The following is a 23,767-nucleotide window of genomic DNA, read 5'->3' as shown; positions in this document are numbered from 1 at the left end:
CGGCACAGCGGGTCACTGACAAGTAGCGCGTAAAAGCATGGCACATTGTACACAAAGCCGGGTGCCAACACGACTGTACGGCTGTTTGCCGCGCCGGCTGTATTGCAATCAGCCCGCATCTTTACGTTTAGTCTACCCGGACTGTTACCGCTTGTTTCCCTGTACAAGGAATGCCGTCCCATGACCGACCTCACCCAGGCACGCCTGCGCCCCTTGGCCGACACCTCACCTTCCGCCGTGGTCGCCGGTTTTATCGCGATGATGACCGGCTACACCAGTTCCCTGGTGCTGATGTTCCAGGCCGGGCAAGCCGCGGGACTGACCACCGGACAGATCTCCTCGTGGATCTGGGCGCTGTCGATCGGCATGGCGATTTGCAGCATCGGCCTGTCCTTGCGTTATCGCACGCCGATCACCATCGCCTGGTCGACACCCGGCGCGGCCCTGCTGATCACCAGCCTGTCCGGGGTGACCTATGGCGAGGCGATCGGTGCCTATATCACCTGCGCGCTGCTGGTGACGATCTGCGGCCTGACCGGCAGTTTCGAGAAGCTGGTCAAGCGCCTGCCTTCGTCACTGGCGGCGGCGCTGCTGGCGGGCATCCTGTTCAAGATCGGCAGCGAGATCTTCGTCGCCGCGCAGCATCGCACCGGGCTGGTGCTGGGGATGTTCTTCAGCTACCTGATCATCAAGCGCCTGTCGCCACGCTATGCCGTGCTTGCCGCGTTGCTGGTCGGCACAGCCGTCTCGGGCCTGTTGGGCTTGCTGGACTTCAGCGGCTTCAACCTGGAGGTGGCGACGCCGGTGTGGACCACGCCCTCGTTCTCCCTGGCGGCAACCATCAGCATCGGCATTCCATTGTTCGTGGTGGCCATGACCTCGCAGAACATGCCCGGTATCGCCGTGCTGCGCGCCGACGGCTACAACGTGCCGGCCTCACCGTTGATCAGCGTGACCGGGATCGCCTCGCTGCTGCTGGCGCCTTTCGGCTCCCACGGGATCAACCTGGCGGCCATCAGCGCGGCCATCTGCACCGGGCCCCATGCCCATGAGGACAAGAACAAGCGCTACACGGCCGCCGTCTGGTGCGGGATTTTCTACGGAATTGCCGGGACCTTCGGGGCGACACTCGCGGCACTGTTCGCCGCGCTGCCCAAGGAGCTGGTGCTGTCGATCGCGGCGCTGGCGCTGTTCGGTTCGATCATGAATGGGTTGAGCCTGGCCATGAACGAGCCCAAGGAGCGGGAAGCCGCGCTGATCACCTTTATGGTGACGGCGTCGGGGTTCACGCTGTTTTCGGTGGGCTCGGCCTTCTGGGGGATCGTCGCGGGGGTGCTGACACTGCTGATCCTCAATTGGCGCAAGGCTTGAGACAACAGACAACCTTTGGAAAAGGCCTGAGCACAACATACAACCTGTGGGAGCGGTGCTTGCCAGCGAAAGGAGCACCGCGGATCGTCAGGAAGACCGCGTTATCGTTCTTCGCGGGCAAGCACCGCTCCCACAGGATCGCCTCCCCAGGCTTGGCACAATGGTCGGGATCAGATCCGGAAATGCCCGACCATCCCCTTCAATTCCATCCCCAGCTGTGCCAACTCGATGCTTGACGCCGCGTTGCCCTGCATCGCCAGCGCAGACTGATCGGCACTGGCACGGATGCTGGTCACGCTGCGGTTGATTTCTTCGGCCACCGAGCTCTGCTCCTCGGCCGCAGCTGCAATCTGCTGGTTCATCTGCTGGATCAGCGACACCGCCGCGGCGATACTGCCCAGCGCGCTCTCGGTCTGCAACGCATCGCTGACCGCCAGCTTGACCAACTCGCCACTGCTCTGGATCTGATGCACCGAGGCCTGTGCCGCCGTGCGCAGGGCACTGACCAGGCGTTCGATCTCTTCGGTGGACTGTTGGGTACGCTTGGCCAGGGCCCGGACTTCATCGGCCACCACGGCAAAACCACGGCCCTGCTCACCGGCCCGGGCCGCCTCGATGGCCGCGTTGAGGGCCAGCAGGTTGGTCTGCTCGGCCACGCTCTTGATCACCCCGAGCACCGTGCCGATATTCTGGATTTCCGCGCTGAGGCTTTCGATACTCTGGCTCGCCGAACTGGCCGAATCCGCCAGTTGCTCGATCCGCTGCATGCTCTGGCGCACCACCTGCTGGCCGCTGTCGACCTTGTCGTCGGCGGTCTGCGCCGCCTGGGCGGCCTCTTCGGCATTGCGTGCGACATCGTGCACCGTGGCCGTCATCTGGTTCATCGCGGTGGCGACCTGCTCGGTTTCTTCCTTCTGGCTGCTGACTTCCAGATTGGTCTGCTCGGTAACCGCCGACAATGAATGCGCCGAGGTCGCCAGTTGCTCGATCCCGGCCTGCAGGCCGCTGACGATGCCGCTCAAGCCCGCGCCCATCTGCTGCATGGCCTGCATCAGTTGACCGATTTCGTCGCGACGCCTGACCTCCACCTTACCGGTCAGGTCACCGGCGGCAATCTGCTGAGCTACCAGGATCACACTGCGCAACGGCGCAACGATCAGACGGGTAATCACCAGCGCCGCCACCAGCCCGACCAGCAAGGCCAGGGCCGACGAGCCGATGATCAGCAGCGAGTTTTTCTTCAGTTCGGCCTGCATCGACTGGTCTTCGGCGGCATAGGCCTGGTTGACCCGTTCCACCACCTGGGCCGCGCGCTCATGCAACTGTTGGTAAACCTTTTTTTCCTGCTCCAGCAGGCCGGTGTATTCGGTGAGCTTGTCACTGAAGCTGGCGATATGACCACTGACCTCGGTCAGCACCGTCTGATAGCCCGGGTCCTTGACCGAGGTCTTGAGTTCCTCCACTTGGGCCAGGGCCTGGTCGGCCTGCTCGATCTTGCCCTTGCTCTGGTTCTCTTCATTGCCTTTGCGGCTCTGGTCGAGGCGCACCCGGGCCTCGTTCATCGCCTGCAACATCAACTGCGAGACATGGCTGACCTGGCCGGCCTGCTCGACAAAATCCTTGCCGTCCTTGCCCTGGGAATCCTTGAGGGCATAGGTACCGTCATCGGACAAACCGGCCTGGAGCACATCCAGGTTGTTGGCCACGCTGGACACCGACCAACTGGCCATTTCCAGCGCCAGGTCCTTGGTCTGGGTCAGTTCGACGAATTCGTCGAACGCCTTGCGGTAGGCCCCCAGGGCCTGCTCGACGTCGGTCATGACCGGCACGTTGGCCGCCGATTGCGCCTTGAGGACCTGCGCCTGCGCCAACAGGCCGTCAACGCCCTGATGCAGGGCATCGACGGTCTTGGGATCCGAACGCAGCGCATATTCCTGCTCCAGCAAACGCACCCGGAGCAATTGGCTGTTGAGCGAAGACATCTGCTTGAGCCCATCGAAGCGCAAGCTGATGGTTTGCAAGGACCAGACACCGATCGCCGCCACCAGACCGGTCAGCAGCAATACCAAGGCAAACCCGATACCCAATTTCTTGGCCATACCGAGATTGGCGAAACGTCCTTGCACGGCAGAAATCATGGCGCTTAATCCCCGATTAGAATGCTGAAGGTGCACACGCCCATTCAAGATTCATGCAGATTCGCAATCGGGACGGGTAAAGCACAAGCCTTTGGCGCCGGAATAATGGCCAAAAGCTACATCCGCGTCGCTTTCAGGATGGTCGAGGTCGATTCGGCGCCGCCCAACAGACGGAAGAACTTCTGCGCGCGCAGATCCGAAGCATAGGCCACATTTATCCTCAGCCAGTCACTGTTTTTACCTTGCGGCATAAAGGCGTCGCCCGGAGCCAGCAGCACCCCCAGCTTGCGTGCCCGGGCCAGGACTTGCGCCAAGGGGTAGCCCGGGCTGCGGGCCCAGATGAACATGCCGCCGGCGGGCTCGGTGAACACTTCCCAGCCCGCCCTCTCCAAGGTGTCCAGGGTGGTGACCCGCTCCACGCTCAGGCGCTGGCGTAGCCGTTGCACCAGCTTGCGATAGGTGCCATTGGCCAGCAGCATGGCAACCACACACTCGGCAAAACGCGAGGCGCCGAGGCTGGTGATCATCTTCACCTGCGCCAGGCGCTGAATCAGTTCGCCCCGGGCGCGGACGAATCCGACCCGCAATGAACTGCTCAGGGTTTTCGAAAAACCGCCCACGTAGATCACCCGCTGGGCACTGTCCAGCGCCGCCAGCTGTACGCCGGGCCCGCTTTGCAGATCGCTGTAGATAGCGTCTTCGACAATCAGGAAGTCATGGGCCTGGGCCAGCTGCAACAACTGCGTGGCCACCGCCAGGGTCAGGCTGGTACCCGTCGGGTTGTGATAGAGGCTGTTGATAAACAGGCAACGCGGTCGGTACTGCTGCAACAGCCTGGATAACTGCTCCATGTCCGGACCGGACTGCGTACGCTCCACCTCCAGCAACTTGACTCCTTGCAGCGCCAGCAGTTTGTACAGATTGGCGTAGCCTGGTGTTTCCACCAGGACGCAATCACCCGGCTTGAGCAAGTGACGCACCAGCAGGTCCAGCGCCTGGGTGACGCCATGGGTTGTCAGTATCTGCTCGGGTGCGCAGGCGATGCCCTTTTGCGTCAGGCGCTTCTGGATCTGTTGACGCAACGCCAGCAGCCCCTGGGGCGTGCTGTAGCTGAACATCCCGTGCATCTGCGTACGACTGACCTGGCGAATGGCATAGGCGATATCATCGCTCTCGCGCCAGCTTTCGGGCACCCAACCGCAGCCCAGCTTCAACTCGCCCAGAGGGTGCTCGCTGAAGGCCCCCCACTCCGCCTCCAAGCCTTCGTACCACTGCCGCTCGCCGTTGTCGCCGGCATCACCGTGGGCATCCGAGACAATAAAGGCCGAGCCGTTGCGCGGTGTCAGCACGCCCTGCGCCACCAGGCGCTGGCAGGCTTCGAGGACATTCGCCTGGCTGAGGGAGTTGTCCTTGGCCAACTGCCGAACCGATGGCAGGCGAGTCCCGGGACCCGCGCGCTGGCAGCGGATCCACTCGATCACGGCGTTGACGATTTGCTGCACGACGGGGACCAGCGCCTGCCGATCAATTTCCAAATCCATTCTGTTTGACGCTCCAACCCATTGTTATTTCTCGTTAAACAGTTAAACACAAAAGCCCGGGGGTCTTGCTTGCACAAAAAGCCTCTTCCCCCCGCCCTGGAAGGCCCGCCCGCCGGGCCCTGAAGACACCGACTGACGCGCGAGGGCGAATGTACCGACCGGATTTCCAACACCGGCGGACATAAAAAAACCCGCCGTTAGGCGGGTTCCTTGCAAAGGGGCTACGAACCGGGGCGAAGCGAGCGACAACTCAAATCGCGGTGGCTCCGCCGTCCACGGCCAGGGCGTGACCGGTGGTAAAGGCGGCACCGTCGCTGCACAGATAAAGCACCGCGCTGGCGATCTCCTCGACCTTGCCGATGCGCCCGACCGGATGCATGGCCGCGGCGAACTCGGCTTTCTTCGGATCGGCCTCATAGGCACGACGGAACATATCGGTATCGATCACTGCCGGGCAGACGGCATTGACGCGGATTTTCTTCTTCGCGTACTCGATGGCCGCCGACTTGGTCAGGCCGATGACGGCGTGCTTGGAGGCCGCGTAGATGCTCATCTTCGGTGCCGCGCCCAGGCCCGCCACCGAGGCGGTGTTGACGATCGCGCCGCCGCCCTGGGCCAGCATCAGCGGCAACTGGTACTTCATGCACAACCAGACGCCTTTGACATTGACGCCCATGATCGCGTCGAACTCATCCAGGGTGCCGTCGGCCAGCTTGCCTTTCTCGATCTCGATACCGGCATTATTGAAGGCGTAGTCAACCCGCCCATAGGCGTTCACCGCTTGGGTCATGAGGTTTTGCACATCGGCTTCCCGGGTGACATTGCAACGCACGAACACGGCATCGCCGCCCGCGGCGCGGATCAGCTCGACCGTGCCCTCACCGCCGGTAACGTCGAGGTCGGCAACGACCACCTTCAGGCCTTCGGCGGCAAACGCCTGGGCGGTCGCACGGCCAATGCCGGCCGCTGCGCCGGTCACCAGGGCTACCTGGCCGGAAAACGTCATGCTCATGGTTATGTCCTCAATGCAATACGAATGGGCTGCTGTGCTCTCAGTCTAGCCAGCGCGGCAACCGTCGCGGCAGCACTATCAGAAGCCCGGTTAATGGCTTATGCATTGCGGTGATAAGGTTATGGGGCCTTTCATCATTGAAGTGGATCACGCCCTATTCGCCTTGCCTGCAAAACTTGCTGTCTGGGCGATGAGGGTCTATCAACAAGACTTCATTGATCTTCGAGTGCCTGCCATGACCACCCAGAACAATCGCCAATTCCTGCTGGCCAAGCGCCCGGTCGGCCCTGCGACCCGCGAGACCTTCACCTACCAGCAAGTGCCGGTGGGCGAACCGGGAGCGGGCCAGATCCTGGTCAAGAACGAATACCTGTCCCTGGACCCGGCCATGCGCGGCTGGATGAACGAGGGCAAGTCCTACATCCCGCCGGTGGGCATTGGCGAGGTGATGCGCGCCCTGGGTGTCGGCAAAGTCGTGGCGTCCAACCACCCGGGCTTTGCCGTCGGCGACCATGTCAACGGCGCCCTGGGGGTGCAGGATTATTTCCTCGGTGAGCCGAAGGGCTTCTACAAGGTCGACCCGACACTGGCGCCGCTGCCGCGCTACCTGTCCGCCCTGGGCATGACCGGTATGACCGCCTATTTCGCCCTCCTGGATGTCGGCGCGCCGAAAGACGGCGAAACCGTGGTGATCTCCGGTGCGGCCGGCGCGGTCGGCAGCATTGCCGGGCAGATTGCCAAGCTCAAGGGTTGCCGGGTGGTGGGGATTGCCGGCGGCGCCGAGAAGTGCCGGTTCCTGATCGACGAACTGGGCTTCGACGGAGCCATCGACTACAAGAGCGAGGACGTGGGCGCCGGTCTTAAACGCGAATGTCCGAAAGGCGTGGACGTGTATTTCGACAACGTCGGCGGCGATATTCTCGACACAGTGCTCACTCGCCTGAACTTCAAGGCGCGCGTGGTGATCTGCGGTGCCATCAGCCAGTACAACAACAAGGAAGCGGTGAAAGGCCCGGCCAATTATCTGGCGCTGCTGGTCAATCGCGCCCGCATGGAAGGCTTCGTGGTGATGGACTACGCCAGTCGTTTCGCCGCGGCCGGACAGGAAATGGCCGGCTGGATCGCCAAGGGCCAGCTCAAGAGCAAGGAAGATATCGTCGAAGGCCTGGAGACCTTTCCGGAAACGCTGATGAAGCTGTTCAGCGGGGAGAATTTCGGCAAGCTGGTGTTGAAGGTTTAAAGCAGGGCCGTCTCAAGTAGAACGCATCGCGAGCAATCGGGCATGCGCCGGTTGCTCGCGATAAGACCTTATCAGGCCAGTTCGGCCACTACCGCCGCCAACGCCTGGGCCGGATCGGCCGCCTGGCTGATCGGGCGACCGATCACCAGATAATCGGAACCGGCATCCAGGGCCTGACGTGGGGTCAGGATACGACGCTGATCGTCCTGGGCGCTGCCCGCAGGACGAATCCCCGGAGTCACCAGTTGCAAGCCCGGATGGGCACTCTTGAGCGCCGTGGCTTCCAGGGCCGAGCACACCAGGCCATCCATCCCGGCCTTTTCCGCCAACGCCGCCAGACGCAACACCTGCACCTGCGGATCGACATCCAGGCCGATACCGGCCAGGTCCTCGCGCTCCATGCTCGTCAGCACGGTCACGCCGATCAGCAACGGCTGCGGGCCGCTGCGCTGATCCAGCACCTCACGGCACGCCGCCATCATGCGCAGGCCGCCGGAGCAATGCACATTGACCATCCACACGCCCATCTCCGCCGCAGCCTTGACCGCCATGGCCGTGGTGTTGGGGATATCGTGGAATTTCAGGTCGAGGAACACCTCGAAGCCCTTGTCACGCAGGGTGCCGACAATTTCCGCCGCGCAACTGGTGAACAGCTCCTTGCCGACCTTGACCCGGCACAGTTTCGGGTCCAGTTGATCGGCCAGCTTCAGGGCGGCGTCACGGGAGGGGAAATCCAGGGCGACGATAATAGGCGTCTGGCAGGCGGACATGGGCGGGCTCTCTGGCAAGTCGAAATCGGCGCGCATTGTAGCGGAACCCGGGGCGGACCGGGACCCGGTGATCGGTAAATCTAGTCCCGATGCGCCATAAATGCCCGAGCTCGCACCAAAGCAAGTCGTAACCTTGGCGAACATCGGCGAAACGTCCTCGATACGACAGCTTTTCGCGGATAACGACGCGATCCTGGCGACTGGCACGTCCACTGCAATCTCCTGAACCGAGCCATATCCAAACCGTTCAGGGAGAAAACGTATGAACACACAACTCAAGCCCACGCTGGGCACACTGCACCTGTGGGGCATCGCGGTCGGACTGGTGATCTCCGGGGAGTATTTTGGCTGGAGCTATGGTTGGGGGACCGCCGGCACCCTGGGCTTTCTCATCACCACCTTGCTGGTGGCGACCATGTACACCTGCTTCATCTTCAGCTTCACCGAACTGACCACCGCCATTCCCCATGCCGGTGGGCCTTTTGCCTATAGCCGCCGGGCCTTCGGTGAACGTGGTGGGCTGATCGCAGGGATCGCCACCCTGATCGAGTTCGTCTTCGCCCCGCCGGCCATCGCCATGGCCATCGGCGCCTACCTCAACGTCCAGTACCCGGATCTCGACCCGCGCCTCGCCGCCGTCGGTGCCTATGTGGTGTTCATGGGCCTGAATATCCTCGGCGTCAGCATTGCCGCCACCTTCGAACTGGTGGTGACGGTGCTCGCGGTGGCCGAGTTGCTGGTGTTCATGGGCGTGGTCGCGCCGGGCTTCAGCTTCAGCAATTTCGTGCTCAACGGCTGGTCCGGCTCGAGCACTTTCAGCATCGACTCGATCCCCGGCATCTTCGCCGCGATCCCCTTTGCGATCTGGTTCTTCCTCGCCATCGAAGGCGCGGCCATGGCCGCCGAAGAAGCCAAGGACCCCAAGCGCACCATTCCAAAAGCCTACGTCGGCGGTATCCTGACCCTGGTGTTCCTGGCCCTCGGCGTGATGGTGATGGCCGGCGGCGTCGGCGACTGGCGCCAGCTGTCGAACATCAACGACCCGCTGCCCCAGGCGATGAAAGCGGTAGTGGGCAGCAACTCCAGCTGGATGCACATGCTGGTGTGGATCGGCCTGTTTGGCCTGGTGGCGAGCTTCCACGGGATCATCCTTGGCTACTCGCGGCAGTTCTTCGCCCTGGCCAGGGCCGGTTACCTGCCCGCCTACCTGGCCAAGCTGTCACGCTTCCAGACCCCGCACCGGGCCATCATTGCCGGCGGCCTGATCGGCATCGCGGCGATCTACAGCGACGGCCTGGTCAACCTGCAAGGCATGAGCCTGACAGCGGCAATGATCACCATGTCGGTGTTCGGCGCCATCGTGATGTACATCATCAGCATGCTCAGTCTGTTCAAACTGCGTAAAACCGAACCCAATCTGGAACGCAGCTTCCGCGCACCGGGTTATCCGATCGTGCCGGGGATCGCGCTGGTCCTGGCGGTGGTGTGCCTGATCGCGATGGCCTGGTTCAACACCCTGATCGGCCTGATCTTCCTCGGTTTCATGGCCGCGGGCTTCCTCTACTTCCTGTTGACCGGGCAATCGCGTGCCGCGGCGCCGGCCGATGCGATGCTGACCGGGCTTTAAGGGCTATTCGGACCGATCGGGCTTACAATGGAACCACCGAGAAATCTTTTGACTCGAAGTGGTAAGGGCCGACCTTGCGGATGAAATGCTCATCCGCAAACGGCCCATCTAGGAGAACCTTATGCCCTGGTATGCCTGGCTGATCATCGTCGTCGCCATCGGCTCCATCGTCGGTGGACTGATGATGTTGCGCGACACCGCAAACAAAGTGGAACTGACTGACGAACAGCGTCGGCGCGTCCAGGAACGAAACGCAGAGATGGACGCCCAGGACGCCAAGGATCGCTGATCGTCCATTCCCTCTGGTTATTTCTCCCAGTCCGCCTTGGCGATATGCAAGCCATGCAGGCCTTTATAGGCGGCTCGCTCAGGCGAACTCCAACCTTCGAGCAGTGAGGGCTCCAACCGATAGACCTCCACCCCCAACGGGCGACAGACGCTGAGCGGGTCCTGGGCTTCAGGGCCCCACATCGGCAGCGAAAGATCACCGCCCGGGCAGGTGGACAGCGCACACAGCAGATCGATTTCAGCGAAAAACTCCAGGTAATCGCCCTTCTGCGCCGGGCAGGCCTTCATGAAATACATGTCGTCGTGATTGAGCCCCGTGCACTGGAAGATATTCAGTACATCGTGGACATCGAATTCGGTCAGCCCATACGGCAGGACGGCGCGGGTCAGGTTCGAGTGGCAGTGATGATGGAAGTCTTCCCCTGTCAGCATCTTGTTCACATACGGATCACAGCGCGTCCCCAGAAGATCATGCAGACGTCCGCCATGCTCGTCGATCCCGTAGCCGGCCAAGCTATCGTCGGTAATGGTAACCAGCGGACGGAGGAACGGCAGGTTCGACCAGAGCCGGTCATGGGTGCTGACATGGGCGCCTTGCAACTGACGGGTGCGGGCCGCCCAGAGACGCTCGCGCGGGTCGTTGGCATTCCAGACGTTGAAGTCACCGACCTGTGGGCCAACCGGCGTGGTCACCCGGAAGACGTGGCCGGCCGGCACCTTCCAGGCCCGCCCGGTACGAATTGGCACCTCGAACTGTTCGATCAGCGTACGAGCGCTCTTTTCCTCGCGAATGCGCTGGTAAAACGCGGTATCCACCTGCAAGGCCGAGCCTTTGCTGACCTGATAGGCGGCGGGATAGTCTTTGTACATGCTCAAGATCCTCGATCAGTGATGGGAAGGACGGCTTAAAAAGTCGAGCAGCATCTGCTCGGAATCGTCGAGGTACAGGCTCATCGCCTCACCGGCGGCGTGCTTGTCACCTTCGGCAAGCAGGTCGTGGATATAACGGTCACGCGCCAGCCAGGGCGCTTGGAAACGCTGCTCATCGGGCGCCGAACAAAACACCAGGCGCAACTGCGCAACGATATTGGTAAAAAACTCGTCGAACAGCGGACTGCGCATCAAGCCGACGATATGTTGATGAAACGCCAGGCTGTGGGTGCCCAGGGCCCGCCAATCCTCGCGCTCGCGAGCCAACTCGGCGGCCTCGATGGACTCGAGCATGCGGTCGGACTGGTATTCGCGCAGGGGTTTGCTCAGGGCGATGGCCTGCAGCTCCAGGGTGCGGCGCACCTGGAACAGATCGCGCACCTCCTCGACGCCGAGTCGGCGCACCATCACGCCCTTGTTCCGGACGTAACGCGCCAGGCCTTCCTGGCCGAGCCGATGGAGCGCCTCGCGAATCGTGTTGCGCGAGGCGTTGTAGGTATTGACCAGATCGTTCTCGACCAGCGGCATGCCCGGTAGCAGGCGACCGCCGATGATGTCGGCGCGCAGCTCCAGGGTAATCTGGTCGGCCAGGGACAGTTCTGTACTCATGATCATCGCCTTGGATTGTTCAACAACCGTAGAGCAATGGGTAATCACTATTCATGCCAGATCCTTGGTTTCGACTTTTCCCCATTAGCGGTATGCGTCCTTGAAAAAACATGACAAATCGCCTACATGTCACGGTTATCATGGCTTAACGATTCGGAGAGCCCGCCATGCGGTATTCACAAGACCACAAAGCCCAGACCCACGAACGCATCATCCGGGAGGCCGCCGCACGCTTCCGACGTGACGGTATTGGCGCGACCGGCCTGCAACCTTTGATGAAGGCGCTGGGGCTGACCCATGGTGGCTTCTACGCGCACTTCAAATCCAAGGATGAGCTGGTGGAGAAGGCGTTGCAGGAAGCGGCGGCCGAACTGGATGTGCATTGCGATACGCTGTTCAGCCAGGACAAGCCGTTGCAGGCCTTTATCGACAGCTATCTGTCCGAGTGGCACCTGACCACCCCCGATCACGGCTGCCCGCTGCCGACCATGTGCCTGGAGCTGGGACAGCGAGGGGAGCCGAGCCCGACGACGGATACAGTGATCGAGTCGCGGCTCAGGCAGGTCGAAGACGCACTGGGGTCAGGGCCGGACGCGCAGGATCAGAGCATTGTCATGCTGGCGACGCTGGTGGGAGCCCTGGTGTTATCCCGAAGTGCCGAGGACGAGACCCTGGCGCAAAAGATATTGGCGGTAACGAGAGCACACTTGAAGGATCAGGTGGAGTAAAACGCTGCTTTACGCCCTGAGAAGAGGCCGATCACTGGGAAGGCCTCTTCTCCCCCCGGAGCGTATTCAGTTGATATCGAGCTTGTCGCGATTTTTGTCGAGCAGCGACTTGCCGATGCCTTTGACTTCGAGCAACTCATCCACCGACGAGAATGGGCCATTCGCCTCACGATAGGCGACAATGGCCTGGGCCTTGGCTTCGCCTATACCGGAGAGTTCGTGCTGGATGGTTTGGGCATCGGCGGTGTTGAGGTTGAGCTTGCCGGACGTGGCGCTTGCCGCCGGGCTTGAGGCGGGAACAGACGAATCGGTCTTGGCGGGCGCGGTCGGCGCCGCATTGACCACGCCGGTGATACCCAGCAGCAGGGTGAACACGAGGGAAGAGAGAAAGCTTGTACGCATAAGTGACACTCCATGACATCGTAAGAGGAAAGCAGCTTTTCCGAAGCTGCTTTCCAAACCTAGATGATGGGTCTCTCCTGTCAAAAATCACGTCATTACCAAGTGTGTAACGATCAGGGATCCATACGGCGCTGCTGGTAAATCCAGTCGACAATCTCACCGTCGGGGGCGTAACCGCTTACGGTATCGCGCAACACTTGCCGTACACGAACGTAATCATCGCCCTCAACGGCGGCCATCAATTCATACAGCCTGGACTTGAGTGCATCCCATGAAAGCATATCTTCATGGGCACTCATGATCATCGGATGCTCGGTCGCAGCGACGTTGTCACCGATCAGCAACTCCTCGTAAAGCTTTTCACCAGGCCGCAACCCGGTGAACTCTATCGCGATATCACCATGAGGACTCTTGTCCGTGCGCACACTCAAGCCGGAGAGATGGATCATCTTTTCAGCCAGTTCGACAATCCTCACAGGCTCGCCCATATCCAGAACAAAGACGTCGCCGCCCTGCCCCATCGAGCCGGCCTGAATGACCAACTGGGCCGCCTCTGGAATAGTCATGAAGTAACGCGTGATCTTCGGGTGAGTAACGGTCAGCGGCCCGCCTGCTTTTATTTGCTTGTGGAACAGCGGAATAACAGAACCCGAGGACCCGAGCACATTGCCAAAGCGGACCATGGTGAAGCGGGTCTTGTTCACCCGCGATACATTGGCTTGATCGCCAAACAGTACCGGGGCGAGCTCACGACTGAGGGCCTGGAGCGTCATTTCAGCCAGGCGCTTGGTACTGCCCATCACATTGGTTGGACGCACCGCCTTGTCGGTGGAAATCAGCACGAAGTTGGCAACACCCGACTGTAAGGCGGCTTGTGCGGTGTTCAAGGTACCGATCACGTTGTTCAGTACGCCTTCGGCGATATTGTGCTCAACCATCGGAACGTGCTTGTAGGCCGCCGCATGGTAGACCGTCTCGACATGCCAGGTTTTCATAACCGAAAGGAGCTTGTCCTGGTTACGCACGGAACCCAGGATCGGTAGCAAACGCACCGACAACGACTCTCGAACAACCCGCTGCTCAAGCTCGGAGAGGATGCTGTAGAGATTGAACTCGCTGTGCTCGTAAAGCAGAAGCGTGGTGGGCTGAAGCGTCAGAATCTGCCGGCACAACTCGGAACCGATTGACCCACCGGCGCCCGTCACCAGCACCGAGCGCCCCTTGATACAGCGCTCAAGCAGCTCCTCTTGAGCGGGAACCGTATCGCGGCCGAGCAAATCGGCGATATCGACTTCCTGGATATCGTCGACTTTGACCCGTCCACTGGCCAGGTCCATGAAACCCGGCACGCTTCGCACATGGAGCGGATAACCTTCCAACAGCGCCAGTATTTCACGACGACGGCCACGCGAAGACGACGGGATCGCCAGGAGTATTTCCTGCGCCCCCGTGGCATCAATCATCTGCTGGATATGCTTGGGCTTGTAGACTTGCAAGCCAGCAATATTGCGGTCGGCAATGCCGCTGTCGTCATCGATAAAAGCAACAGGCCGCATGGCACGCCCCATACGCAACGCGACAACCAGTTGATTCCCCGCCGAGCCGGCTCCGTAAATGGCGACCTTGGGCAGACCATCATCACGATTGGTGAACGGCATATGCTGCGCGGTACCAAACCAGTCACCGAGGAAGTATTGGCGCATGGCAAGCCGTAGCCCACCCACCATGACCAGGCTCAGCCACCAATAGTTAAAGATGATCGAACGCGGAACAACCACCTGATGGTTGCTATAGAGATAGACAACCACCCCAAGGATCAGCGCCGAAAGGCTCACTGCCTTGACAATGGTGATCAGCGCGTCGTTACCGAAATAACGCATCACCGCCCGATAAAGGCCGAAGCGAATGAAAAGAGGAATCGCGACAACCGGGGCGGCAATAAACAACCAGCGGTGCTGGGTAAATGGATTGATCAGGTCACCCACCCCCAAACGCACGACAAACGCCATCCACAGCGCCGCCCAGACCATGACGATATCGGTGAGCACCTGCAGAACGCGCTTCTTTCGACGCGGAAGACCTACCAAATAGGCTCGTATCTTATCCATAACCCCTCTATAGCTTACCTGCAAAATGTCATCGTCCTGGATCGACCATCACCCAACCCTGCTACAGGCCAGGACAGATTAAACAACCTTCTCCAACTCACCCGCATGAAATCTGACCGCGATAAACACCAAAGGAGCATAAGCCAACAACATACCGGTGAGACCGTCCACCACAGACAAGCCGACACACAAGCCGATGGGCAACAACCAGACAATATTGATCCCGAGTACAGCCAGGGTAACGGGTAAATGACGCCCTACCTGACGCGAGGCAAATTGATAGGCGTGGCTGCGATGGGCCTCATACACCTTGTCTCCACGGAGCAGTCGACGTCCCAGCGTAAACGTCGCATCGACGATAAATACGCCCAGCAAAATCAACCAGACCCACAGCAAATGAGGCGAATGCCAAGCGGCATGGAGAGAAAGCCCTCCCAGCATGATGCCTAGAAAACCGCTGCCTGCATCGCCCATGAAAATGCGTGCGGGTGGAAAATTCCAATAAAGAAAGCCGGCAACGGCCATTGCCAGGCACAACGGAGCCCACGCCAACCTCTCATACCCGCCCAGCTCATAGACAAGACAAGCACCGAGGCACACAAAAATAGCCTCGACACTGGCAATCCCGTCAATTCCGTCCATGAAATTATAGAGATTAAGCATCCACACCAGGTAAAAAGCCGCGAGGATATGCCCCAGCCAGCCCAAATTGACCTCTGCTCCGAGCAAATTGAAGGCTGGCGCGCCTCCCAAACAAAGCAGGATCCAACAAGAGGCGAAAAAATGAGCCAATAAACGCCAACGAGCAGCTATATGCCCATGATCATCGAGAAAACCTACTATAGCGACAACGGCACCGGCCGCAAAAAGTGCCAAGAATACCGTCACTGGCATCATGCCCATCCAGGCTAGAACCGGCAATGCGATCAGGAAACCGAGCACGATCGCCACACCACCACCCCGCGGCGTGGCAACAGAATGGGAACTACGCCCATTGGGAATATCCATCAAACTGCGAGCCAACGCATATCGGCGTAACGCACCGGTCAACAATAATGAGGAGACCAATACGAACGCGCACAGCAGCAAAATCATCATTTAGTTCAAAATTCCTGAAACATTGGCCACAAACAAGCCAAGGCAAAGAGCGAAGCCCGCGAATTCAATTCACCATTCTACGCAACATCGCAATGGCACGTCAGGCTCTGCCTGCCGGCAAAAGAAAGTGAAAGCTCGCGGAGAGTGTCGATTCCCCGCACAGCCAGGTGATGAAATCAGCCTTGTCTTAAGCGGCTGGCCGTGGGGTACCGAGCCTCAAGGCAGGTCTGTATCGCTCAGCTCAAAGGAACGGGGCATGAAACCGAATTGACGTTGAGCCTCGGGGATCCATACCCCACAAGACTGCCGAGACAATCCGATTTCAAGCGCAAAACCGCTGCTCCAGCTCCAGCCACCAAAGAGGAGTTGTCCCTTGAGTGGCTACAGGTGGTCAAGCTCAAGGTTTTGCCCATCGAGCCCATTCCGGGCTCGGGTCTGCTTCAAACCTTGCTCTGGCGCGAGATCATCAACAAAGCCCATGCTTTCACCGCGGAACATCCCTGCATGATTTGCGTCGGTAAACCTTCGGAGCTTGCGCTGCAGCTAATTGAGCGCATGCCCGAAAGCTATGCGGTTTACGATGCCATGGATGATTTTCCGGCCTTCTACAAGGGGATTTCTCGTCGCTCCATGGCCACTCGCGAGCGCTTGCTCGTGGAGCGAGTATCGAAAATCCTGGTCTCCTCCACCGCCATCGGTAAAACGCTGGGCGCCATGGGAGACAAGGTGGAGTTGGCCCTGAATGCTTGCGATATCCAGAAACTGGCCCCCCTCGAATCGCTAGTGCTGGATACCAAGCAACAATTGCTAGGCTATGTGGGAACGATTGGCAGCTGGTTCGACTGGGACCTGATCATCGCGCTGGCACAGGCCAACCCCGAAAACCGGATACAACTGATCGGCCCGATCTTTACCCCTCCGCCCTGCCTGCTACCAAGGAATATCGAGTTATTACCTGAGCGCCCCCATGCCGAAGCCATTGCCGCCATGGCGACGTTCTCGGTTGGCTTGATCCCATTCAAGCTCAGTCGTCTGACAGCCTCCGTCGATCCGATCAAATACTACGAATACCGTTCGCTTGGCCTGCCGGTGATCTCCACTCGCTTCGGTGAAATGGCCCTGCGCGATAAAGAAACGGCGGTATGGCTGATCGATGAAAACAGCGATCTACGCCTGACAAGCCAACAGGCGCTTGACTATCGCTGCAATTCTTCAAGGATCCAGGCGTTTCGCCAGGACAATCTGTGGGCAACACGCTTTTCGGCAACTCGCTTGCTTTCAGACGCTCGTGCAGGCACCCCGCCTCCCAGAGGCCGTTGACTATTGCAGTCTTGCACCACCCGGCCGATATCAAACTTCATAACGTATTCAGGACCGCCCCTTTATGACCGACGCACAACCTCCGCTCGTGATGTGGCATGCCAGTCAGGTGACACCGGAAGACCGCCAGGGCTTGCTGAGTCAGAAACCGATCACCGTCTGGTTGACAGGTTTGAGCGCCTCGGGAAAGTCGACCCTGGCCTTTGCGCTGGAACAACGCCTGCTGGATAAGGGGCAACTGTCTTTCGTACTCGATGGTGATAATGTTCGCCATGGGCTCAATAGCAATCTGGGCTTCAGCGCCGAGGATCGGGCGGAAAATATCCGCCGCGTGGCAGAAGTGGCGAAATTGATGAACGAGGCCGGGCTCATCGTCATCGCGGCCTTTATTTCCCCCTTCACCCAGGATCGTGCACTGGCCCGGACAATCATCGGAGCCGAGCACTTCCGTGAGGTTCATGTCAGCACCTCATTGCGGGTCTGTGAGTCCCGTGACCCGAAAGGCATGTACAACAAAGCCAGATTGGGCAACCTGCCGAACTTCACCGGAATTTCTTCTCCTTACGAAGTCCCCGAACAGCCCCACTTGAGGATCGACACGCAAAATGTGGATCTGGATGCCGGGGTGGATCAATTAATCGCCCTGATCAACGGTCCGCATTAATCAGCTCTACCACTACCTGAACAAGGACGCTTATGTAAACACCGTCGTTTGCGGCTACTTTAGAAACCCAGAATCCCTGGGAAGTGCGTTGCAAAGATAAACAAGCCGCTCACGCAGGGGCTGACTTCGAGGCTTGGATGAAGTTATGGCAGCTCTGGCATCTGCTGTTCTGGGGAGAACTGCCAGCCGAATTTGCTCAGGATGAGAGGACACAGAGTCGCTTTTTGTCCGTGCGAACGCTGGACAGCTCTTTTGAGCAACAACGAAAATCAGTGGTCGGTTGACGGCATACAACCAGTTGAGCGGATCGCGACAGAAATGGCAGTCATCTGCCCCCCACGCGGCCCTGTATCTGCGGAACTACCGCATACGGTTCCAGCCTTGGATTTTCACGCCGAAGCAAGTGATGGGATAGACATGCGTCGGCAACTCACACGGATAGGGGACGAATCATCCTCCCCTTGTGACTCAACCCTCTTCCTCGTCCTCATTCACCCGATCCCTCAACTCCTTCCCCGGCTTGAAATGCGGTACAAACTTCCCGTCCAGGCTCACTGACTGCCCGGTCTTGGGGTTTCGTCCAACCCGCGGAGCGCGGTAATGCAACGAAAAACTCCCAAACCCGCGGATCTCGATGCGGTCGCCGGTTGCCAGGCATTGGGACATTTGCTCAAGCATGGTCTTGATGGCCAGCTCCACATCCTTGGATGAAAGCAGCCCCTGATGGGTGACAATTCGTTCGATCAGCTCCGACTTCGTCATATTTTTCCCTTCTTTTTCAAGCAGCTAGGAAAGCACTTCGAAGGTTTTAGCATGAGCGGAAGGTTTTGAACAGCCCATCTATTGACTTATCTGCATGCAGAAGAAACAAGGAACAGGATCGTCTAATTACAAATCACCAGCATGGTGCGAGTGACGGCGCCAGCCGGATTCCAGCCGAAAAGATAGCCATCCCCTTCATCCTTGGCATCGCTGGACCGGGTGACGACCTTATAGCCCTGAGCCTTGCACTCAAGGGCAGCCCGCGTGTAACACTTGTCCCAGTCCGACCCAAGTCCCGAACAGTCGATCTCGACACCGCTCACGCCCCGCCTGACGTGAGTCGTCGCCTGGGTGACGCACCCCGCAAGTAACAGCAACGCGAGGACAACCATTAGCTTGCTCATTCCTTTCCTTACTGACGCGCTCCCCGAACCGCTCACGAAGCACAAATCTACGATCCTGACGACAAACGTTTTTACACTGATAAATAAGACCGTCGCCACCCTGAATTCGTTTCAGATTTTGAACGTCAAATCGTGGGCACAAAAAAGGGCGACCGAAGTCGCCCTTTTTCTATGGTCCGACAGAACTTAGTTCTGTTTTTCCATCTGAGCACGCAGCAGAGCACCGAGAGTGGTGTCGACTGGAGCATCCGAAGCAGCTGGCTTGTCGCGCAGGCTCTGGATGGCTTCTTTTTCGTCTTCAACGTCTTTCGACTTGATCGACAGCTGGATCACGCGGCTCTTGCGGTCAACGCTGATGATCTTGGCTTCTACTTCTTCGCCTTCTTTCAGAACGTTGCGCGCGTCTTCAACGCGGTCACGGCTGATTTCGGAGGCTTTCAGAGTCGCTTCGATATCGTCGGCCAGAACGATGATGGCGCCTTTGGCGTCAACTTCTTTCACGATGCCTTTAACGATGGCGCCTTTGTCGTTAACCGAGACGTACTCGGAGAACGGGTCGCTTTCCAGTTGCTTGATACCCAGGGAGATGCGCTCGCGCTCTGGGTCAACCGACAGGATAACGGTGTCCAGCTCGTCGCCCTTCTTGAAACGACGAACGGCTTCTTCGCCCACTTCGTTCCAGGAGATGTCGGACAGGTGAACCAGACCGTCGATGCCGCCGTCCAGACCAATGAAGATACCGAAATCGGTGATCGACTTGATGGTGCCGGAGATTTTATCGCCCTTGTTGAACTGGCCAGAGAAATCTTCCCATGGGTTAGATTTGCACTGCTTGATGCCGAGGGAGATACGACGACGCTCTTCGTCGATGTCCAGAACCATGACTTCCACTTCGTCGCCGACTTGTACGACTTTCGAAGGGTGGATGTTCTTGTTGGTCCAGTCCATTTCGGAAACGTGTACCAGGCCTTCAACGCCTTCTTCCAGCTCAGCGAAGCAGCCGTAGTCGGTCAGGTTGGTAACACGAGCGGTGACGCGAGTGCTTTCTGGGTAACGGGCTTTGATAGCAACCCATGGATCTTCGCCCAGTTGCTTGAGGCCCAGGGAAACACGATTGCGTTCGCGATCGTACTTCAGAACCTTGACATCGATCTCGTCGCCAACGTTGACGATTTCCGATGGGTGCTTGATGCGCTTCCAAGCCATGTCGGTGATGTGCAGCAGGCCATCGACGCCACCCAGATCGACGAATGCGCCGTAATCGGTGAGGTTCTTGACGATACCCTTGACTTGCTGACCTTCCTGCAAGGATTCCAGCAGAGCTTCACGCTCGGCGGAGTTCTCGGCTTCCAGGACGCTGCGACGGGAAACGACAACGTTGTTGCGTTTCTGGTCGAGCTTGATGACCTTGAACTCGAGCTCTTTGCCTTCCAGGTGCGTGGTGTCGCGCACTGGACGGACGTCAACCAGAGAACCTGGCAGGAACGCACGGATGCCGTTAACGTCGACAGTGAAGCCGCCTTTAACCTTACCGTTGATAACGCCCTTGACCACTTCTTCGGCTGCGAAGGCTGCTTCCAGAACGATCCAGCATTCAGCGCGCTTGGCTTTTTCACGGGACAGCTTGGTTTCACCAAAGCCGTCTTCAACCGAATCCAGCGCCACGTGAACTTCGTCACCGACGTTGATGTTCAGCTCGCCAGCATCGTTGTAGAACTGTTCCAGCGGGATCAGAGCTTCAGACTTCAGACCGGCGTGGACAGTGACCCAACGAGCTTGGTAATCGATATCAACGATAACACCGGTGATGATCGAACCAGCCTGAAGATTAAGGGTCTTCAAGCTCTCTTCAAAGAGTTCCGCAAAGCTTTCGCTCATTTTAATTCCTGTTGATAAGGGCGAAGAATACGCCCATCTGCCACACCCCAGACGGTGTGGGTTACGTTCATATGAAAGAAGCCGCGCAGGACTATGACTGGTCCCCTGCACACCTCTTGGTCACCCGGCGATATCGCGAATGGCGATCTCGCTCATGATGCGTTCCAGCACCTGCTCGATGGACAATTCCGTGGAATCCAGCTGTATGGCGTCAGCCGCCGGCTTGAGCGGGGCTACCGCTCGCTGGGTGTCACGCTCATCGCGTGCACGTATCTCATCTAGCAGACTCGACAGACTAACATCATCGCCCTTGGCCTTCAACTGCAAGTACCGGCGACGAGCCCGCTCCTCGGAGCTGGCGGTCAGGAAAATCTTCAGCGGCGCATCGGGAAACACCACCGTGCCCATGTCCCGGCCATCGGCCACCAGGCCTGGCGGCTCCTGGAACGCCCGCTGGCGTTGCAGCAAAGCCTCGCGCACCGCCGGCAACGCCGCGACCTGGGAAGCCCAGGCGCCGACCTGCTCGTTGCGGATATCTTCGGTGACGTCGTCGCCCTCGAGGATGATCCGCGCCGTACGATCACTGGTCGCACCGACGAACTGTACATCCAGATGAGCGGCCAGGGCCTTGAGCAGTTCCTCGTTGGTCAGGTCGACCCCATGGTTGCGCGCGGCGAATGCCAGCAACCGATAGAGGGCGCCGGAATCCAGCAGGCACCAGTTCAGGCGCTTGGCCAGGATCCCGGCGACCGTGCCCTTGCCCGAACCGCTCGGCCCGTCAATGGTGATAACTGGAGCTTGAATATTCACGACCGTGCCTCTTTGTGATCATCATTGGCGTTCAAGGTGCCCTTGCGGGCCCGGCGGGCCAGGATTCTGCCGAAATGCTCGCGCGCCGCTTGCGCACGCTGGAATACCTCCAGCAACTGAGGCCCATCCCCGGCATCGACCGCATCGCGCAAGACGTCCAGGTCACCGCGAAAACTGTCCAGCGCACGCAGCACAGCGTCCCGGTTGGCCAGGAAGATATCGTGCCACATCACCGGATCGCTGCCAGCAATCCGCGTGAAATCGCGGAATCCACCGGCGGCGTAGCGAAAAATCTCCAGGTTCTCGTTGCGCTTGGCCAACGAGTCCACCAGGCCGAAGGCCAGCAGGTGCGGCAAATGACTGGTCGCCGCCAGCACTTCGTCGTGACGCTCGACCTGCATGTGCTCGACATCCGCCCCCAGGGCCCGCCAGAGCGCATCGACCGTCGCCAGCGCCGACGGATCGGTCTCGGCCAACGGCGTCAGGATCACCTTGTGCCGACAGAACAGCGCACTGTTGGAGGCCTGCACGCCACTCTGTTCGGACCCGGCAATCGGGTGCCCCGGGACAAAACGCGGCGGCATGGTGCCAAAGGCCCGACCGGCGGCACGCACGACATTGCCCTTGGCACTGCCGACATCCGTGAGGATCGCCTGCCCCAGGTCCATGCCCGCCAGCAAGCCGAGCATTTTCTCCATGGCCAGGATCGGCACCGCCAGCTGAATCACATCGGCGCCCTGGCAAGCCGTCGCCAGATCAGCCTCAACACGATCGACCACGCCCAACTCGACCGCGAGCTCACGGGATTGCGGGTCGAGATCGACACCCACCACTTCCCGGCACAGGCCGCTTTCCCGCAGCCCCTTGGCAAAGGAGCCGCCGATCAAACCCAGGCCGACCACCACAAGGCGGCCGATCATAGGCTTCACAGATTGCATCGACATGACATCAACCACGGGCCAGGACCTTGGCCAGCGCCTCCAGCAAACGGCTGTTCTCACTGGCCAGGCCAATGCTGACCCGCAGGTGCTTCGGCAGGCCGTAACCGGCCACAGGACGCACGATCACCCCTTCACGCAGCAGCCCCTGATACACCGGGCCCGCCTCACGACCGACATCGACAGCAATGAAATTGGCCTTCGAGGGAATCCAGCTCAGCCCCAACTGGCGAAAACCTTCTTCCAGTTGCTGCATGCCGGCTTCGTTCAAGCTTCGACTACGGGCGACATACTCGACATCGTCAAGCGCCGCACGAGCCGCGACCAGCGCCAGGCTGTTGACATTGAACGGTTGGCGAACGCGATTGAGGATATCCGCCACGGCGGGCGACGACAGCGCATAACCGACACGCAAGGCCGCCAGGCCGTAGGCCTTGGAGAAAGTTCGAGAAACCAGCAGGTTCGGATAGCTTGCCAGGTAGTTCAGGCCATCCGGCAGGTCGACACCTTCGGCATATTCGATATAGGCCTCGTCCAGGACCACCAGGACATCCTGCGGCACAGCGGCGAGAAACGTCTCCAGCGCCCTCGGGCCGAACCAGGTACCGGTCGGGTTGTTCGGGTTGGCGACAAACACCACACGGGTGTTTTCGTCGATGGCCGCGAGCATCGCCGCCAGGTCATGCCCGAAGTCCTTGGCCGGAGCCACACGGGCCTCGGCATTCACCGCCTGGGTCACGATGGGGTAGATCGCAAAGGCATGTTCGCTGAACACCGCGTTCAACCCCGGCGCCAGGTAGGCACGGGCGACCAGTTCGAGAATATCGTTGGAACCATTGCCCAGGGTCACCTGGCTGGCCTGCACCCGGCACAGCTCGGACAGACGCTGCTTGAGCTCGAAACCATTGCCGTCCGGATAACGGGTCAAATCCGCCAGGGCATCGTGAATCGCCGCCAGGGCCTTGGGACTCGCCCCAAGGGGATTCTCGTTACTCGCCAGCTTGATGATCCGCGCCGGATCAATATCCAGCTCACGGGCCAGTTCATCCACGGGCTTGCCCGGAACGTAAGGCGACAGTTGTTGCACGCCCGGCTGAGCCAGGGCGAGGAAGTTACCGCTCATGATCAA

At 59.6% G+C, this 23,767-nt stretch carries 21 protein-coding genes and 1 pseudogene; 7 read left to right on the top strand and 15 right to left on the bottom strand.

What is annotated here, in order from left to right:
• The first annotated feature begins 180 nt into the window (after positions 1-180).
• Complete coding sequence (locus M5C01_RS03145; RefSeq protein WP_103497387.1) at positions 181-1,371, top strand: benzoate/H(+) symporter BenE family transporter; 1,191 nt, start codon at positions 181-183, stop codon at positions 1,369-1,371.
• Positions 1,372-1,541: 170 nt separating this feature from the next.
• Here the strand turns inward: M5C01_RS03145 and M5C01_RS03140 are convergent, their stop codons facing one another.
• The 3 genes from M5C01_RS03140 to M5C01_RS03130 form a co-directional block, all read right to left on the bottom strand.
• Entirely contained in the window at positions 1,542-3,509 is a 1,968-nt protein-coding gene (locus M5C01_RS03140; RefSeq protein ID WP_152737283.1) for a methyl-accepting chemotaxis protein, read from the bottom strand.
• A 116-nt stretch (positions 3,510-3,625) separates the two neighbouring features.
• On the bottom strand, positions 3,626-5,050 hold the full coding sequence (locus tag M5C01_RS03135) for a PLP-dependent aminotransferase family protein (protein WP_152737282.1): 1,425 nt from the start codon (positions 5,048-5,050) through the stop codon (positions 3,626-3,628).
• A gap of 250 nt (positions 5,051-5,300) precedes the next feature.
• Positions 5,301-6,062 (bottom strand): SDR family oxidoreductase, encoded by a 762-nt coding sequence (locus M5C01_RS03130; RefSeq protein ID WP_152737281.1) that lies wholly within the window; start codon positions 6,060-6,062, stop codon positions 5,301-5,303.
• Positions 6,063-6,297: 235 nt separating this feature from the next.
• Between M5C01_RS03130 and M5C01_RS03125 the strand changes: the two genes are divergently transcribed.
• Positions 6,298-7,302: an NADP-dependent oxidoreductase gene (locus M5C01_RS03125; RefSeq protein ID WP_103497383.1), complete on the top strand. Its 1,005-nt coding sequence runs from the start codon at positions 6,298-6,300 to the stop codon at positions 7,300-7,302.
• A 71-nt stretch (positions 7,303-7,373) separates the two neighbouring features.
• Here M5C01_RS03125 and pyrF read toward each other — a convergent pair whose 3' ends face one another.
• The gene (pyrF, locus tag M5C01_RS03120) at positions 7,374-8,072 is read right to left on the bottom strand and encodes an orotidine-5'-phosphate decarboxylase (protein WP_177145861.1); all 699 of its coding nucleotides are present in this window, start codon (positions 8,070-8,072) and stop codon (positions 7,374-7,376) included.
• A 262-nt stretch (positions 8,073-8,334) separates the two neighbouring features.
• Between pyrF and eat the strand changes: the two genes are divergently transcribed.
• Both eat and M5C01_RS03110 read left to right on the top strand, forming a co-directional pair.
• A complete protein-coding gene (eat, locus tag M5C01_RS03115; RefSeq protein ID WP_152737280.1) occupies positions 8,335-9,699 on the top strand; it encodes an ethanolamine permease in 1,365 nt (454 codons plus the stop codon).
• A gap of 121 nt (positions 9,700-9,820) precedes the next feature.
• A complete protein-coding gene (locus tag M5C01_RS03110) occupies positions 9,821-9,988 on the top strand; it encodes a DUF2897 family protein (protein WP_103495866.1) in 168 nt (55 codons plus the stop codon).
• Between the two features lie 17 nt (positions 9,989-10,005).
• On the opposite strand, the gene M5C01_RS03105 is transcribed toward M5C01_RS03110, so the two are convergent.
• Positions 10,006-10,857, bottom strand: coding sequence for a DUF1989 domain-containing protein (locus M5C01_RS03105; protein WP_152737279.1), 852 nt, complete (start codon positions 10,855-10,857; stop codon positions 10,006-10,008).
• 15 nt (positions 10,858-10,872) lie between these two features.
• On the bottom strand, positions 10,873-11,526 hold the full coding sequence (locus M5C01_RS03100) for a GntR family transcriptional regulator (protein WP_152737278.1): 654 nt from the start codon (positions 11,524-11,526) through the stop codon (positions 10,873-10,875).
• Positions 11,527-11,693: 167 nt separating this feature from the next.
• Between M5C01_RS03100 and M5C01_RS03095 the strand changes: the two genes are divergently transcribed.
• Positions 11,694-12,254, top strand: coding sequence for a TetR/AcrR family transcriptional regulator (locus M5C01_RS03095; protein WP_103495868.1), 561 nt, complete (start codon positions 11,694-11,696; stop codon positions 12,252-12,254).
• A 66-nt stretch (positions 12,255-12,320) separates the two neighbouring features.
• Here the strand turns inward: M5C01_RS03095 and M5C01_RS03090 are convergent, their stop codons facing one another.
• From M5C01_RS03090 to M5C01_RS03080, 3 genes are all read right to left on the bottom strand, one after another.
• Positions 12,321-12,656 carry a ComEA family DNA-binding protein gene (locus tag M5C01_RS03090; protein WP_152737277.1) on the bottom strand — a complete coding sequence of 112 codons (336 nt, stop codon included), beginning with the start codon at positions 12,654-12,656 and terminating at the stop codon, positions 12,321-12,323.
• Between the two features lie 113 nt (positions 12,657-12,769).
• Positions 12,770-14,764 carry a nucleoside-diphosphate sugar epimerase/dehydratase gene (locus M5C01_RS03085; protein WP_152737276.1) on the bottom strand — a complete coding sequence of 665 codons (1,995 nt, stop codon included), beginning with the start codon at positions 14,762-14,764 and terminating at the stop codon, positions 12,770-12,772.
• Positions 14,765-14,842: 78 nt separating this feature from the next.
• Complete coding sequence (locus tag M5C01_RS03080) at positions 14,843-15,862, bottom strand: glycosyltransferase family 4 protein (protein ID WP_152737275.1); 1,020 nt, start codon at positions 15,860-15,862, stop codon at positions 14,843-14,845.
• A gap of 267 nt (positions 15,863-16,129) precedes the next feature.
• Between M5C01_RS03080 and M5C01_RS03075 the strand changes: the two genes are divergently transcribed.
• The gene (locus tag M5C01_RS03075) at positions 16,130-17,182 is read left to right on the top strand and encodes a glycosyl transferase (RefSeq protein ID WP_152737274.1); all 1,053 of its coding nucleotides are present in this window, start codon (positions 16,130-16,132) and stop codon (positions 17,180-17,182) included.
• Positions 17,183-17,246: 64 nt separating this feature from the next.
• Positions 17,247-17,846 (top strand): adenylyl-sulfate kinase, encoded by a 600-nt coding sequence (cysC, locus tag M5C01_RS03070; protein WP_152737273.1) that lies wholly within the window; start codon positions 17,247-17,249, stop codon positions 17,844-17,846.
• 468 nt (positions 17,847-18,314) lie between these two features.
• On the opposite strand, the gene ihfB is transcribed toward cysC, so the two are convergent.
• The 6 genes and pseudogenes from ihfB to hisC form a co-directional block, all read right to left on the bottom strand.
• Complete coding sequence (gene ihfB / locus M5C01_RS03065; protein ID WP_121138149.1) at positions 18,315-18,608, bottom strand: integration host factor subunit beta; 294 nt, start codon at positions 18,606-18,608, stop codon at positions 18,315-18,317.
• Between the two features lie 122 nt (positions 18,609-18,730).
• Entirely contained in the window at positions 18,731-19,012 is a 282-nt protein-coding gene (locus M5C01_RS03060) for a hypothetical protein (protein ID WP_152737272.1), read from the bottom strand.
• 186 nt (positions 19,013-19,198) lie between these two features.
• Positions 19,199-20,890, bottom strand: coding sequence for a 30S ribosomal protein S1 (gene rpsA / locus M5C01_RS03055; protein WP_100939090.1), 1,692 nt, complete (start codon positions 20,888-20,890; stop codon positions 19,199-19,201).
• 120 nt (positions 20,891-21,010) lie between these two features.
• A complete protein-coding gene (gene cmk, locus M5C01_RS03050) occupies positions 21,011-21,700 on the bottom strand; it encodes a (d)CMP kinase (RefSeq protein WP_100939089.1) in 690 nt (229 codons plus the stop codon).
• A gap of 5 nt (positions 21,701-21,705) precedes the next feature.
• Positions 21,706-22,656 (bottom strand): annotated as a pseudogene (locus M5C01_RS03045) (prephenate dehydrogenase/arogenate dehydrogenase family protein); the annotation flags it as partial.
• Positions 22,649-23,761 carry a histidinol-phosphate transaminase gene (hisC, locus tag M5C01_RS03040; RefSeq protein WP_103495894.1) on the bottom strand — a complete coding sequence of 371 codons (1,113 nt, stop codon included), beginning with the start codon at positions 23,759-23,761 and terminating at the stop codon, positions 22,649-22,651. The gene hisC and the pseudogene M5C01_RS03045, both read right to left, overlap by 8 nt.
• Positions 23,762-23,767 lie beyond the last annotated feature (6 nt).

The sequence above is a fragment of the Pseudomonas sp. MWU12-2319 genome (assembly GCF_023242525.1).
Lineage (GTDB): Bacteria > Pseudomonadota > Gammaproteobacteria > Pseudomonadales > Pseudomonadaceae > Aquipseudomonas > Aquipseudomonas gingeri_D.
This window is presented reverse-complemented; position numbering and strand designations above follow the sequence as displayed.